Below are 14,049 nucleotides of genomic sequence, written 5' to 3' on the forward strand. Positions count from 1 at the left end.
ACAACCCCGAAAGCGACAGCTTTATCTGAATCTGACGCAGACTCCAAACTTTTTTCGTTTCCTGAATGGGCCATCGAACAACAACGAACAAAAATATTTAGAGTTGATGTCCCTATTGAGGGTATCGAGTCCGCTAGCGAACTAGTAAACATCTTGGCGGAGCATCCTATCCCAACCATTCTGTTGCCAAACGCATCCCTCTCTGCAACATGGTTAGAGGGGGCTAAATACACTGCACTTGGAAGATTCCCAAGTGGAGCCGTTCGCACAGTCGGCAGTATTACCACTGCCAGCGGGGGGGTAGCATTCCTAGAACCATTTGGACTTTGGAGCCTAATAGACCCTGAAGCCGGCGATCTGCCTCAAGGCAAGATCTTGGGTTTTACCCTTACCCTTGATGTCTTCGCAGTGGAGGTGCCCTGATGACTACGTACAGAATTGCATCGCAGGCCAAGGCTGCGAAGGTAGGAGCTGCTTTGCTCAAACTCTCGGGGCTAAGCGGAGCAGATTTCGAAACAGCAACGTCAGATGATTTCTTGCCCCAAAAGGTGGCGCTGTTCATACACGGCTTCACGGCGGATGCTTCGTATATGCGTCCCCTAATGGAGGAGTTTGTGAAAAACGGGTATAGCGCAATAGCTTTCAACTACCCCTGCTACAACGGGATCGACTATGCCGCCAGCAGCCTGTTTCAACTCCTTGCGGAGTTCGATGCATTGACTAACTCAAGAATCTCTAACAATCGTATAGTAGTTGTGGCGCACAGTATGGGCGGTCTTGTTGCTCGAGCGCTAGTAGGTCCAGAGGGTGGGCATAAGTACGTTCGCAAGGTTTTCACTCTAGGGAGCCCTCACGCTGGCACGCTGCAAGATAGTCGAATGATTCAGTGGCTAGTCGCTCAATACGAAAGTATTTCAGGGCTAGTGCATGGGGGCTTTTCGATGTCTTCTAGGTCAGCCTTACAGCTGATGAAAGCTGATGGGCCGACACCATTTCTCAGTAAACTACAACTAACCCCTATACCAGCGCACACAGTTGAATTCCATAGCTTTTCAGGAGGGAAGAACTATCTGACCTTCAATGGAGGGCTACTCGAGCGAGTGCTAAACATTGTCATCCAACGACAATTAAATAACCCTGAGAATGATGGGCTCGTGCTGGAGACAAGCACTGATCTATCGAATCCTCAGCTTGCGTCTTGCGTGGGAGAATGCACTCATCACAACAGCTATGCTGACCACAAGATACTGAACCATAGCCATCTCTGCGAGAGCCAGATACTGAACCTTAAGATCCTCTCTCTCGCCGACTAACTGGCTAGACATACTGAACCGCCCCAGAATAAATGCGCCATTTTCCGGTCCTTTGGTTAAGACCTGCCAACCCTAAGAGCGAAAGCGGGACAGCAACTCTGGAGCTGCTCCGCTTACCCAAGTGCCGAACCATGCAGGGCCTTTAACACGCAGACATACCAACCACCCTTCGCCTGGAGTCGCAATGTCAGTCCCAACCTACGACCAGTTCATTGAGCCGATCCTGCGCTACCTGGCGGCCACACCTGAAGGCGCGACAGCACGTGACGCCCATGAAGCAGCTGCCGATGCATTGAACCTTTCGGAAGCACAGCGCCAAGAGCTGATTGCCAGCGGCCAGGCCACGTACAAGAACCGTGCTGGCTGGGCACATGACCGACTCAAGCGCGCGGGCCTGTCCAGCAGCGCCAAGCGCGGATACTGGAAGTTGACTGACGCTGGCATTACCTATGCTGCACAGCACCCCTGCCCTCTAGCGGCAGACAAAGTCGAACAGCTAGCGATCGCTTTTATGAATGTTAAACTCAAGAGCCCAACTGACGCTGTCCCTCTCGATGGGCAAGAGCAGCCTGCGCTTGCAGCCAACTCAGCCACTGTCAGTCCTGACGACCGCCTAGATCAGGCTTTGCGTGAACTGCGAGAAGCAACGGCTGCAGACTTACTGGATAGCCTTCTGCAAGTTAGCCCCAACCGCTTTGAAGTGATTGTCCTGGACATGCTGCATAGCCTTGGCTATGGCGCTAGCCGCAACGATCTTCAGCGCATCGGTGGCAGCGGTGATGGCGGAATCGACGGAGTGATCTCGCTCGACAAACTTGGCCTAGAAAAAGTCTACGTCCAAGCCAAGCGCTGGCAGGGCACGGTTGGCAGGCCAGAGTTGCAAGCTTTCTATGGGGCTCTCGCTGGGCAGAAGGCCAAACGCGGAGTGTTTATAACCACCTCAGGCTTCACCGCGCAGGCCATAGACTTTGCCCGTTCAGTGGAAGGCATAGTGCTGGTTGATGGCAGTCGACTGGTGAACTTGATGATGGATCACGAGGTAGGCGTGACTTCACGCCTACTTAAGCTACCAAAGCTAGATAGCGACTACTTCGATGAGGAATAACCATGCAGAGAAATAACTCTGTCTCCTTTTTCAGCGAAAATGGAAAATACGGCGAACTTCGCACGCAGCGGCCTGTGCTGAATACGTGGAAGCAATTAAAAAATGGGGTTGTGTGCTGATGTTTACTCGTCTAAAGCTTTCTAATTTCAAAGCGTGGCAAGACACAGGTGACATTGACCTGAAGCCCGTCACTATGTTGCTTGGTACCAACTCTTCAGGTAAGTCTTCACTAATCCAAAGTCTGCTTCTCCTCAAGCAAACGATACAGTCGCCTGATCGCAGCATCCATTTGAATTTGGGTGGTGATGAAATAAACGATCTCTTTAATTTCGGCGATTTTGACAATATTTTGCACCAAGGCTTTGTTGGCACGAGGGAATTTTCACTTAGCTTTGACTTTCAGTCACTCGCTCCCGCTCGTGTTAATCACGGTGAATTTTCTTCCAGCTATCGCCAGAACTCGGCAGGTGGAGTGGTGATTCAGGATTGGCTTGTTAAAACCGATAATCGCCAATTCAGATCCATTCGACGCGAAAGAGGTGCGTACTCAATAATGGTTGATGACGAGAGTCAGCCGAGAGATAAAGGGCGCCATCTATTACCTGAGCGCTCCGTATCGTTATCGGCAGAAGCGATTGTCATGCTGGGACAGGATGGGAATTTGCTGGAGGATTTAAGTCTATCCATTCGCCGCGAGCTGGAAAATATTGTTTATCTAGGCCCTCTACGCCGAAAGCCGGAGCGCGACTATGTTTGGAATAAGTCAAAGCCCGGCGAGTTGGGAAGCGATGGCCATCGTGCCATTGATGTACTTCTAGCTAGTACCTTGATGAGGGGTGAGGATCAAAACCGCATCATCGAAGGCGTCTCCAGGTGGTTGGTACGCATGAAGGTGGCCGACAAGTTGGAAGTCAAACAACTAGGGCGTTCAACACGCTACGAATTGGTGGTGCATCGCGATGGCGTGGAAGCAAACTTGCGCGATGTTGGTATCGGTATTTCACAAGTCTTGCCAGTGTTGACCATCGCCTACTTCGCACCGCGGGGAAGCACAATCATGTTGGAAGAGCCGGAAATCCACCTTCATCCTCTGGCACAGTCGGTATTAGCTGAGCTATTCGTAGAAGTCAGCAAAGAGCGTAACGTACAGTTCATCATCGAGACTCACTCCGAACACCTGTTCCGGCGCATGCAAACTCTAATTGCTAGGCAGCAGATCACTACTAATGAAGCGGCTATGTATTTCGTCGAACGAGAAGGCAAAGCGGCAAATATGCGGGTTTTGGAGTTAGATGATTTCGGTCGCGTGAAAAATTGGCCAGAGGGCTTCTTTGGCGATGCGCTGGGAGAGACTCGAGAACAAACAGCGCTGGTCATTAAGCGCGCAAAAGAGTTAAGGTCGAGGGATAGCAATGTATCTGGTTGATACCAATGTGATGCTGGCGGCAAGTGCACTGCAGGATCTTTCGAACCTGGCTATACGGGCCATGCCACAGGAAATTGAGCTTCGTGAAATTGTCTATGAGTGGCTTGCCGGCTTTGACCAGTCGGATGCTCGAATCATTCTCGATGAAGAAGGCTTAGTACGTGCCGAGTACGAACGAAACATGCCGTTCAACCAATACCACCAGGAATACGGCTTGCAGGTTTTACAAAGCAAGCTCGACAGAAATCTTGTGGAGTATGTACCCATCGATTCGATTGAGGCCAATGGTGAGCACATCGCTGTGCTTGAGCCAGACCACGAAGTGCTAGTCACGGATCGAGAGGACCGAAAATGGGTTGCGTGCGCACTGGCTACGAAGATACTTTTCGATCAAATGCCGCCCATTGTTTACGGTGCTGAATCTGACTGGTTTATTGCGGAGGAACAGTTGAAAGCAATTGGACTCAGCTTCCGGCGATTGTTACCCGATGATTGGTATAACGTAAGGGTTGCTGCCAAATGACTGTTGAGTTTTTCCGCTTTCCTCACACGCCGCACCTTGCCTGGTTAGGCGAAGGCGCTCCGCGCGATGACAAGGTGTTGTCATCCACTGAAGTGTCAGCACTGCTTGCCGGCAAGGTGGTGGTTGAAGAAAAGCTGGATGGCGCGAATATGGGAATATCACTAGCGCCAAACGGCAGTCTGCGCGCACAAAACCGAGGTCAATACCTAGTTGAGCCCCACTCTGGTCAGTTCGCGCGTATGCCCGCCTGGCTGGCGCAACACGAGGAAGACTTACGTAAAGTGCTCACGCCAAACCTAATCCTCTTTGGCGAGTGGTGTGCCGCGCGCCATTCGCTGGACTACGTTGCGCTTCCGGACTGGTTCCTGCTTTTTGATGTATATGACCGCAGCTTAGGCCGCTTTTGGAGTACGCCGAGACGCCACGCATTGGCCAGCTCAGGAGGTTTGGCTACAGTTCCGCTTGTCCTACAAGGTGTCACAACAGTTGCTGCACTGAAACAACTTGTCACCGCCACTTCCAGCAACTATCGCACTGGTGCGCTGGAAGGAATTGTCATTCGCCACGAGTCACCCGAGTGGTGCGAAGCACGCGCCAAGCTGGTCCGCCCTGACTTTACCCAGGCCATCGACACTCACTGGCGAAAGCGAGCGATAGAGTGGAACCGCGTTGATTACTCGGCAGATGTACCTGAATGAATCCGATGCAGCGCACCTATAGGAGCTCAGCGAAGCTGTCTATTTTCTCGATAAGTTGTCTTCAGTAGCGCTCGATCAAAGACCAACGTCCCCTGGGGCTGGCCTTTTTTCGCTCAAAATTGGACATTGGAGATCGGCTGGTTACCGGCCTACCTGTACTTGCGAACATGCTCCACTCTCCCCCTGTTAATGATTAACCGTTTTCCCGCAGGCTTCGGATGGAATGAAAAAACCCCGCCGAAGCGGGGTGTAAGTCAGACTCGCCGAGTTGCGGTGACATAAACTTCATCGTCGCGCCTGGCACCAACACACAGGACAAGAACGATCTCGGTGCCGTCAAAACGGTAGACGATGCGTACATCGCCTATCCGTATCCGGCGGTAACCGGCGAGAGCTCCACGAAGGGGCTTGCCGATCTTATCTGGCTCTCCTTCAGCGATACGATCGCGTATCACTTTAAGGACTCTCCTCGCTTCAGCCGTTCCCAGCTGCCTGAGGTCTTGCTCTACTTCGGGGTGAAACCGGACGCTCAAATTCATTGCTGTTGCCTACCTGAAGCGAGCCTCCATGTCCTCAAGGCTCACCATATTCTGCTCGTCCAGGGTCGACAGGCGCTCAATGGCCAAGCGTTCGGCGCGAAGGTCTTCAAGCTCATCCTGCAGGGCTTGATAGGCATCTACACCTACCAGCACAGCAGCCGGCTCGTTGTCCTTGAAAATCACCAAGTGGGTTACCTCACCGCTGGTGACTTCCTTCAACTTCGCACTGAAGCCGCGGACCATTGCTGTAGCGGACACTGCCTGCTCAGCCCGGTCTAGGAGTGCACTCATGCGCTTGATGCCTCGATTCAGTAGTCAGATTCAGTAGTCAGATTCAGTAGTCAGATTCAGTAGTCAGATTCAGTAGTCAGATTCAGTAGTCGGATTCAGTAGTCAGATTCATTGTGTGGCAGCGCCCTTTTATCATACGCAAAATAATGCGTAATACAATACGCACATAAGGATGGTGACGAACGGTGGCGGCAAACCCTGCGTATCTCATGCGCTAGAACCATCCCCCCTCCCCTCCGGCAAATATGCCGAGGCTCAAGGCATCCTAGTGCCACCATTTCCCTACAGCGTGAGTAAAAGCGTCGCGCACCGACTCAGCCATGTGAGGCTGGATACTTTTTTGACTCGGTGGGGAATCCAATCAATTTTGAGAGATCGGCTCCGGCAAGCCCGATTTTTTTGGTCACTGCCTGATATTTTGGAGGCTTGAGCCCACATAGCTAAAACCTGTCTGTCCCGCGGTCAGATAGGTACACCAGCAGTACAGCTGCTAGCTTCTGCCATTTTTACCAAATTACGCTCAACGCCAGTAACCATGTGACTTTCAGCTCACTGTACCTGCGCTAAGCTACGTACGATTTCTCTAAGCTTGCAGCGTTTCTAGGCAACTCATAATCCTTTGGTCCACGGTTCAAGTCCGTGTGGGCCCACCAAATTGAAAGCCGCGCTAAATGCGCGGCTTTTTCTTGGGCGATGGATTAGGGTTCGACGTCTTGGCGAGCGCAATGTACGAAGGGCATTGTTAGGAATACAACCGCAAGATCTGTAGGAATGTTCCCAAACTAGGTTTTCTCCCCTCTCCGCGCGTTGTTGACCGTTTCTCCAGACGAGTAATCTCCGGACGCCTCAGCCCGTCCAGGATCGATTTCATGCTCGTGAATGCTGCGCCACTGATAAAGGAAGCAGCCGACCAGCAAACCTGGATCGACCTCGCCTTACCCGATCTCTGAAGACAAAGAAAAGGGCAGCCATTTGGCTGCCCTTAATATTTGAATCCTGATATTTGCATCCTCAGGAAATGGGATGAAGAGGTCTCACCTTACACCGATGTTGCAGCATCGCTGAGGTACCTACGTCCACTAATGCCCTGCAAGGCAGCGGATTTCGCGCTCTTGCTGGCATTCTTGATAAATAGGCCAACCAAGTCAAATCAAATATCCGATGTATTGTTTCAGCGCAACGATGGCATCGATTCTTGGGTGAACAATTCAAACATCGCCTGCAAGCGTGTTGCTGACAGTGTCTGTAACATGCGTACTCACCGCCCCCACACCCATGGAGCCGCCCCCTTGCCCGACACCCGCACGCCCGTGCTTGATGAAATCGACCGCCAGTTGATCGCCGCCCTGCAGATCAACGCCCGCGAAAGCGTGGCCATGCTCGCCCGGCAGTTGGGCATCGCGCGCACCACCGTGACTTCACGCTTGGCGCGGTTGGAAAAGGCCAAAGTGATTACCGGTTATGGCGTGCGCCTGGGTCAGCGCGTGGTCGATGGCGGGTTGCAGGCGTACGTCGGGATCAAGGTGCAGCCGCGTTCCGGAAAAGAGGTGTTGCGCCGCCTGAGTGCGATGGCGCAGGTGCAGCAGTTGTGTGCGGTGAGTGGCGAGTTTGATTATGTGGCGTGGTTGCGCACCGATTCGCCGGAGCAGCTGGACCAGTTGCTGGATCAGATCGGGAGTGTAGATGGGGTCGAGAAGACCACGACTTCGATCATCTTGAGCAGCAAGATTGATCGGGGGCAGCCGGTTTAAGGTCTTGATCGGGCTTCTCGGCTGGATTTCAGGGCCTCTTCGCGAGCAGGCCCCTCCTAAACCTTGGTCAATATGCAGCCTTTGATCGTCATATTGATCTGCTAACTGGCAAAACGACGACACTTTGCGTCTTATTAACGTGTTCTACGCTCCCTAGAATGGCAGGCATCTTTTCCCATACTCAGACGCGCATCCTGCGTCGGGTCGCCAGCAAGGTCAGCCATGAACAAGAACAATCGCCATCCTGCAGACGGTAAGAAACCAGTCACCATTTTCGGCCCGGACTTTCCGTTCGCGTTCGACGACTGGATCGTGCACCCGGCCGGTCTCGGCACTATTCCTGAACATCATCATGGCGCTGAAGTGGCGATCGTCGGCGCTGGCATCGCCGGCCTGGTAGCGGCTTACGAGCTGATGAAGCTCGGCCTGAAACCGGTGGTCTACGAGGCTTCGAAGCTCGGCGGACGTCTGCGCTCGCAAGCGTTCAACGGCACTGACGGCATCGTCGCGGAACTGGGCGGCATGCGCTTCCCGGTGTCCTCCACCGCGTTCTATCACTACGTCGACAAGCTCGGCCTGGAAACCAAACCTTTCCCGAACCCGCTGACGCCGGCCTCCGGCAGTACCGTGATCGACCTGGAAGGCAAAACCCATTACGCACAAAAACTGGCGGATCTTCCTGCACTGTTTCAGGAAGTGGCTGACGCCTGGGCGGACGCACTGGAAGCCGGCTCGCAGTTCGCCGATATCCAGCAAGCCATCCGCGATCGCGATGTGCCCCGGCTGAAAGAGCTGTGGAACACGCTGGTGCCGTTGTGGGACGACCGCACCTTCTACGACTTCGTCGCCACCTCAGAGGCCTTCGCCAAACTGTCGTTCCATCACCGCGAAGTGTTCGGTCAGGTCGGTTTCGGCACTGGCGGCTGGGACTCGGATTTCCCCAACTCGATGCTGGAAATCTTTCGTGTGGTGATGACCAACTGCGACGATCACCAGCACCTGGTGGTCGGTGGCGTCGAGCAAGTCCCACAAGGCATCTGGCGGCATGTGCCGGAGCGTTGCGTGCACTGGCCGGAAGGCACCAGCCTGAAATCCCTGCACCGTGGTGCGCCACGCTCGGGGGTGAAGAAAATCGCTCACGCGCCCGATGGCCGTTTCGCGGTCACCGACAATAATGGCGACACTCGCGAATACACCGCTGTGCTGACCACTTGCCAGAGCTGGCTGCTGACCACCCAGATCGAATGCGACGAAACCCTGTTCTCGCAGAAGATGTGGATGGCCCTCGACCGCACCCGTTATATGCAATCGTCGAAGACTTTCGTGATGGTCGACCGGCCATTCTGGAAAGACAAAGACCCGGAAACCGGCCGCGACCTGATGAGCATGACCCTCACCGATCGCCTGACCCGTGGCACTTATCTGTTCGACAACGGCGACGACAAACCGGGGGTGATCTGCCTGTCGTACTCGTGGATGAGCGACGCCTTGAAGATGCTTCCGCACCCAGTGGAAAAACGCGTTGAGCTGGCGTTGAACGCGCTGAAAAAGATCTACCCGAAAGTCGACATCGCCGCGCGCATCATCGGCGATCCGATCACCGTATCGTGGGAAGCCGATCCGTACTTTCTCGGTGCGTTCAAGGGCGCCCTGCCCGGCCACTATCGCTACAACCAGCGCATGTACGCGCACTTCATGCAGGACGAGATGCCCGCCGAGCAGCGCGGGATTTTCATCGCTGGCGACGATGTGTCGTGGACACCGGCGTGGGTTGAAGGCGCAGTGCAGACATCGCTCAACGCGGTGTGGGGGATCATGAAGCATTTCGGCGGTTCGACACATAAAGCGAACCCGGGCCCGGGTGATGTGTTCAAAGACATCGGCCCTATCGCCCTGCCCGAGTAAGAGGAATCCCTGATGCGTGTAGCCCTTTACCAATGTCCACCGCTGCCCCTGGACCCCGCCGCCAACCTGCAACGCCTGCATCAAGTGGCGATGGAGGCCAAAGGCGCCGATCTGCTGGTGCTGCCGGAGATGTTCATGACCGGCTACAACATTGGCGCCGAAGCGGTCGGCACCCTAGCCGAGGTCTACAACGGGGAATGGGCGCAACAGATCAGCCGCATTGCCAAGTCGGCCGGTTTGGCGATTCTCTACGGTTACCCCGAGCGCACGGCGGACGGGCAGATCTACAACGCCGTGCAGTTGATAGACGCCAACGGTGAGCGCCTGTGCAATTACCGCAAGACGCACCTGTTCGGTGACCTTGATCGCTCGATGTTCAGCCCCGGTGAAGGCGATTTTCCGGTGGTTGAACTGAACGGCTGGAAACTCGGTTTCCTGATCTGCTACGACCTGGAATTCCCGGAAAACGCCCGACGCCTGGCCCTCGACGGCGCCGAGCTGATTCTGGTGCCGACGGCGAACATGATTCCGTTCGATTTTATCGCCGATGTCTCCGTACGCGCCCGCGCCTTCGAAAACCAATGCTACGTGGCCTACGCCAACTACTGCGGCCATGAAGGCGATATCCATTATTGCGGGCAAAGCAGCATCGCCGCGCCTGACGGCAGCCGTATCGCTCAGGCCGGTCTGGACGAAGCGTTGATCGTCGGCGAACTGGATCGGCAGTTGATGGTCGATTCCCGCGCGGCCAATCGCTACCTCAGCGACCGCCGCCCGGAGCTTTACGGCGCGCTGAACAAGCGCTAATCCGCTAGCATGGGCACTTCACTGTTCTGGAAGTGCCCATGCCTGCGCCGACTCACCCCCGCCCCCACACCGAAACCCTGGCCAACGGCTTGCGCGTGACCCTGCGTCATGTGCCAGGCCTCAAGCGCAGTGCCGCTGCCCTGCGGGTGGCTGCCGGTAGTCATGACGCGCCATTGGCGTGGCCCGGGCTGGCGCATTTCCTCGAGCATTTGCTGTTTCTCGGCACTGAGCGTTTTCCGGCGGACGAAGGGTTGATGGCCTACGTGCAGCGCCACGGTGGCCAAGTGAATGCCAGCACTGGCGAACGCACCACTGACTTTTTCTTTGAGCTGCCGACGCGCTCGTTCAGCGAGGGGTTGGAGCGTCTGTCAGACATGCTCGCCAAGCCGCGTATGAATCTGGACGATCAGCTGCGGGAACGAGAAGTGTTGCAGGCGGAATTTGTCGCCTGGTCGCAAGATCCTGCGGCTCAGCAGCAGTTTGCGTTGTATGAGGGTTTACCGGCAGAGCATCCGTTGCGCGGATTTCATGCGGGGAATCGGGATAGCCTGAAAGTGGAATTGCCAGCGTTTCAACAAGCGTTGAAGGATTTCCACCAGCAGTTCTATCGCACCGGACAAATGAGCTTGAGCCTGGTGGGGCCGCAGAGCCTTGAAGAGCTGCGTGCACTGGCCGAGCAGTTCGCAGCGGCTTTACCGGCTGGGGATAAAATTGTGCAGGCTGCGCCCCTGCAACTGGCGGTGAAAAGTTATCAACAGGCCGCTGAGCGACGCGCCAATCTGCTGTTTGCGTTCGATGATTTGCCGGAGTCTTCCGCCGAGGCAATGGCATTCCTCTGCCACTGGCTGAACAGTGCCAAGCCCGGTGGGTTGCTGGCGCATCTGCAGGAGCAGAATCTGGCGGATGATCTGAAAGCCGCACCACTGTACTGCTTTGCCGGGCAAGCCTTGCTGCATCTGGCATTCATCGCACCAGCCGAATCGATGAACGTCATTAGCGAACGCGCAAAGGATTGGCTGAGCTTCTTCGCGCAACAGGATTGGACGCCGCTGCGGGCGGAATACATGGCCCTGGTTCAGCGCCAGCAACAAGTCAGCGGTGCGCTGCAACTGGCACGAGTCGACAGCGAGCGACAAGAGAGTGGGCTGTCCGACAGCGGCATCAGCGCCCTCAAACACCTGCTCCGTGAAATCGGTGTTGTGGATAACTTCAGCGCTCACTGGCGATTACCTGCTGCCAATCCATTTCTGCGCGCCAGCGAACCGCTCGCCAATGCGGGCCTGATTCGCGGCCAGACCAGCGCCCACCGTGGCCTTCGTACATTTGCTCAGGATCGCTCGCGCGGCCGTCGCGAACGCTCGCCGATGCAGTTCAGCCAGGTCTTGCCGGACAGCGGCGATGAAGGCGCGATTTATCTGCGTTGGCAGGTTGAGTCTGCCGCCAGCCCTGATCTGCACTCGAGATTGCAACGCAGTCTCCGGCAAACTCAGCAAGACGCGCGCGAGGCTGGAGTCGAGTTGTCTTTCAGCACCACAGGGCATCAATGGTTGCTCAAGCTCAATGGCCTGCAGGAGCCAATGCCCAGCGTCCTGGAGCATGCGCTGAAATGTCTGACGCAAGTTGACGCCGATTCGTTGCGTAGTGAGGCGGAAACGCCGCTGATCCCCATTCGCGAGTTGCTGAAAGCGCTGCCGGAACAGGCGCTGGAATCAGCTGAAACCGGCGACGACGCCCCACAGCTGTGGACAACTTCGCATTGGGACGGCCTCGCATTGGGACTGAGCCAACAGACCCAGTCCGCCATGGGCCTGGCCCTGAGCCGGGTTCCCGGCATCCCGGACAACCATCTGGCAGCGCCGGCGGCAATCACCGCGCAAAAACACTGGCGCCATGTCGATACCGCCTCCAGCGAACACGCCGTGCTGTTGTTCTGCCCCGGCGCCAGCCGCGACATCGTCGAGGACGCCGCGTGGCGACTGTTGGCGCAGGTGTGCCAGACGCCGTTCTACCAGCGCCTGCGCGTCGAATTGCAATTGGGCTACGCGGTGTTCAGTGCGCTTCGCGAGATGAATGGCCAAACCGCCCTGCTGTTCGGCGTGCAATCTCCGAGCGCCAGACCTGCGGAGTTGCTCGAGCACATTCAACAGTTCCTCAAAGGTATGCCCGCGCTGATCGAACAACTTGATGAGGTCAGCCTCAACCAGCGGCGGCAAAACCTCGCGGATCAATTCGACGACGCCAATCTATCCAGCAAAGATGCTGCCGAGTTGCTCTGGCAGGCCAGACTCGCAGGCCACTCGTCGGATTATCTTGGGCAATTGCTCGCCGCCATTGGCCAACTCGATCGCCAGGCGTTGTTTAACGCAGCACAGCGCTTGATCAACGCCGAAGGCGGCTGGCTCTGTCTCGCCAGCGACCCCGCACCCGGTAACCCATGGCAAACGACAAACTGATCATTACCGAGGCTGCAAGGAGCTTTCTCGAATATTCACGGGCAAACCCGGTGAAATTTTGAGTAACATAGCCGCCTAACTATTTGGAACATCTTTGCGCTGCCGTGGACTATACCTATGGACAGCGCTATCCCACCCACCCTGAAGGAGACACCCATGTCCTGGACAAAACCTGCTTACACCGACCTGCGTATCGGCTTCGAAGTCACCATGTACTTCGCCAGCCGCTGAGTTCTGCTTACGTAGAATTGCAGTGCAACGCCTCGGCTCGCCGGGGCGTTTTATTTTCCGCGTAGAAATGATGGAGCGTTCATGTTCGTCCAGATTCTGGGTTCGGCCGCCGGTGGCGGTTTTCCGCAGTGGAACTGCAACTGCGTCAACTGCGCAGGCTTTCGCGACGGCAGCCTGAATGCCAAGGCCCGCACCCAATCGTCCATCGCGATTTCCGATGACGGCGTGAACTGGGTGCTGTGCAACGCCTCGCCGGACATCCGCGCGCAGCTGCAAAGCTTCGCCCCGATGCAACCGGGCCGCGCCCTGCGTGACACCGGCATCAGCGCGATCATCCTGATGGACAGCCAGATCGACCACACCACCGGCCTGCTCAGCCTGCGCGAAGGCTGCCCGCATCAGGTCTGGTGCACGGACATGGTTCACGAAGACCTCAGCACCGGTTTCCCGTTGTTCAAGATGCTTACCCACTGGAACGGCGGCTTGAACTGGAACCGCATCGAACTCGACCAGAGCTTCACCGTGGCGGCGTGCCCAAACCTGCGTTTCACCCCGCTGCCGTTGCGCAGCGCCGCGCCGCCGTACTCCCCGCATCGCTTTGATCCGCACCCGGGCGACAACATCGGTTTGATCGTTGAAGACCTGACCACCGGCGGCAAATTGTTCTACGCGCCGGGTCTGGGCAAAGTCGATGCGCCGTTGCTGGAGATCATGGCCGGCAGCGATTGCCTGCTGGTGGACGGCACGATGTGGGATGACGATGAAATGCAGCGCCGTGGCGTCGGCACCCGCACCGGTCGCGAGATGGGCCATCTGGCGCAGAACGGCCCTGGCGGCATGCTCGAAGTGCTGGAGCAGTTGCCTGAGCAGCGCAAAGTGCTTATCCACATCAACAACACCAACCCGATTCTCGACGAAGATTCGCCGGAGCGTGCCGAGTTGGCCCGGCGTAATGTTGAAGTGGCGTTCGATGGCATGAGTATTGTGCTGTAGCCACCGGCCTCTTC

Annotated in this window: 13 protein-coding genes; 11 read left to right on the forward strand and 2 right to left on the reverse strand. The window is 56.1% G+C overall.

The genetic code is table 11. The annotated features are described in order from the left end of the window. The first annotated feature begins 422 nt into the window (after positions 1-422). From AB4N74_RS21135 to AB4N74_RS21155, 5 genes are all read left to right on the forward strand, one after another. Complete coding sequence (locus tag AB4N74_RS21135; protein WP_460097122.1) at positions 423-1,313, forward strand: esterase/lipase family protein; 891 nt, start codon at positions 423-425, stop codon at positions 1,311-1,313. Positions 1,314-1,497: 184 nt separating this feature from the next. Beyond that, entirely contained in the window at positions 1,498-2,418 is a 921-nt protein-coding gene (locus AB4N74_RS21140; RefSeq protein WP_460097124.1) for a restriction endonuclease, read from the forward strand. A gap of 85 nt (positions 2,419-2,503) precedes the next feature. Further along, complete coding sequence (locus tag AB4N74_RS21145) at positions 2,504-3,844, forward strand: AAA family ATPase (RefSeq protein ID WP_460097126.1); 1,341 nt, start codon at positions 2,504-2,506, stop codon at positions 3,842-3,844. Further along, positions 3,831-4,367, forward strand: coding sequence for a hypothetical protein (locus AB4N74_RS21150; protein ID WP_460097128.1), 537 nt, complete (start codon positions 3,831-3,833; stop codon positions 4,365-4,367). Before AB4N74_RS21145 ends, AB4N74_RS21150 begins: the two co-directional genes overlap by 14 nt. Continuing rightward, a complete protein-coding gene (locus AB4N74_RS21155) occupies positions 4,364-5,065 on the forward strand; it encodes an RNA ligase family protein (protein ID WP_460097130.1) in 702 nt (233 codons plus the stop codon). The genes AB4N74_RS21150 and AB4N74_RS21155 overlap by 4 nt, the downstream gene beginning before the upstream one ends. A 254-nt stretch (positions 5,066-5,319) precedes the next feature. Here AB4N74_RS21155 and AB4N74_RS21160 read toward each other — a convergent pair whose 3' ends face one another. Then, positions 5,320-5,604 (reverse strand): type II toxin-antitoxin system RelE family toxin, encoded by a 285-nt coding sequence (locus tag AB4N74_RS21160; RefSeq protein ID WP_460097132.1) that lies wholly within the window; start codon positions 5,602-5,604, stop codon positions 5,320-5,322. A gap of 9 nt (positions 5,605-5,613) precedes the next feature. Then, positions 5,614-5,847 carry a type II toxin-antitoxin system Phd/YefM family antitoxin gene (locus AB4N74_RS21165; RefSeq protein WP_460101198.1) on the reverse strand — a complete coding sequence of 78 codons (234 nt, stop codon included), beginning with the start codon at positions 5,845-5,847 and terminating at the stop codon, positions 5,614-5,616. A gap of 1,337 nt (positions 5,848-7,184) precedes the next feature. Between AB4N74_RS21165 and AB4N74_RS21170 the strand changes: the two genes are divergently transcribed. The 6 genes from AB4N74_RS21170 (at position 7,185) to pqqB (ending at position 14,035) form a co-directional block, all read left to right on the forward strand. Continuing rightward, a complete protein-coding gene (locus AB4N74_RS21170) occupies positions 7,185-7,646 on the forward strand; it encodes an Lrp/AsnC family transcriptional regulator (RefSeq protein WP_093429958.1) in 462 nt (153 codons plus the stop codon). 222 nt (positions 7,647-7,868) lie between these two features. Then, entirely contained in the window at positions 7,869-9,551 is a 1,683-nt protein-coding gene (locus AB4N74_RS21175; protein WP_460097134.1) for a flavin monoamine oxidase family protein, read from the forward strand. Positions 9,552-9,563: 12 nt separating this feature from the next. Beyond that, positions 9,564-10,358 (forward strand): carbon-nitrogen hydrolase family protein, encoded by a 795-nt coding sequence (locus AB4N74_RS21180; protein ID WP_460097136.1) that lies wholly within the window; start codon positions 9,564-9,566, stop codon positions 10,356-10,358. Between the two features lie 38 nt (positions 10,359-10,396). Further along, entirely contained in the window at positions 10,397-12,811 is a 2,415-nt protein-coding gene (gene pqqF, locus AB4N74_RS21185) for a pyrroloquinoline quinone biosynthesis protein PqqF (protein ID WP_460097138.1), read from the forward strand. Positions 12,812-12,967: 156 nt separating this feature from the next. Continuing rightward, positions 12,968-13,042, forward strand: coding sequence for a pyrroloquinoline quinone precursor peptide PqqA (gene pqqA, locus AB4N74_RS21190; protein ID WP_003422658.1), 75 nt, complete (start codon positions 12,968-12,970; stop codon positions 13,040-13,042). 81 nt (positions 13,043-13,123) lie between these two features. Continuing rightward, positions 13,124-14,035 (forward strand): pyrroloquinoline quinone biosynthesis protein PqqB, encoded by a 912-nt coding sequence (gene pqqB / locus AB4N74_RS21195; protein WP_460089108.1) that lies wholly within the window; start codon positions 13,124-13,126, stop codon positions 14,033-14,035. Positions 14,036-14,049: the final 14 nt, after the last annotated feature.

This window comes from Pseudomonas sp. H3_C08 (genome assembly GCF_054669455.1).

Excerpts from the sequence above, each read along its gene's own strand:
- AB4N74_RS21135 (WP_460097122.1), top strand. The coding sequence starts at position 423 with ATGACTACGTACAGAATTGCATCGCAGGCCAAGGCTGCGAAGGTAGGA.
- AB4N74_RS21140 (WP_460097124.1), top strand. The coding sequence starts at position 1,498 with ATGTCAGTCCCAACCTACGACCAGTTCATTGAGCCGATCCTGCGCTAC.
- AB4N74_RS21150 (WP_460097128.1), top strand. The coding sequence starts at position 3,831 with ATGTATCTGGTTGATACCAATGTGATGCTGGCGGCAAGTGCACTGCAG.
- AB4N74_RS21155 (WP_460097130.1), top strand. The coding sequence starts at position 4,364 with ATGACTGTTGAGTTTTTCCGCTTTCCTCACACGCCGCACCTTGCCTGG.
- AB4N74_RS21160 (WP_460097132.1), bottom strand. The coding sequence starts at position 5,604 with ATGAATTTGAGCGTCCGGTTTCACCCCGAAGTAGAGCAAGACCTCAGG.
- AB4N74_RS21165 (WP_460101198.1), bottom strand. The coding sequence starts at position 5,847 with ATGGTCCGCGGCTTCAGTGCGAAGTTGAAGGAAGTCACCAGCGGTGAG.
- AB4N74_RS21175 (WP_460097134.1), top strand. The coding sequence starts at position 7,869 with ATGAACAAGAACAATCGCCATCCTGCAGACGGTAAGAAACCAGTCACC.
- AB4N74_RS21180 (WP_460097136.1), top strand. The coding sequence starts at position 9,564 with ATGCGTGTAGCCCTTTACCAATGTCCACCGCTGCCCCTGGACCCCGCC.
- pqqF (WP_460097138.1), top strand. The coding sequence starts at position 10,397 with ATGCCTGCGCCGACTCACCCCCGCCCCCACACCGAAACCCTGGCCAAC.
- pqqB (WP_460089108.1), top strand. The coding sequence starts at position 13,124 with ATGTTCGTCCAGATTCTGGGTTCGGCCGCCGGTGGCGGTTTTCCGCAG.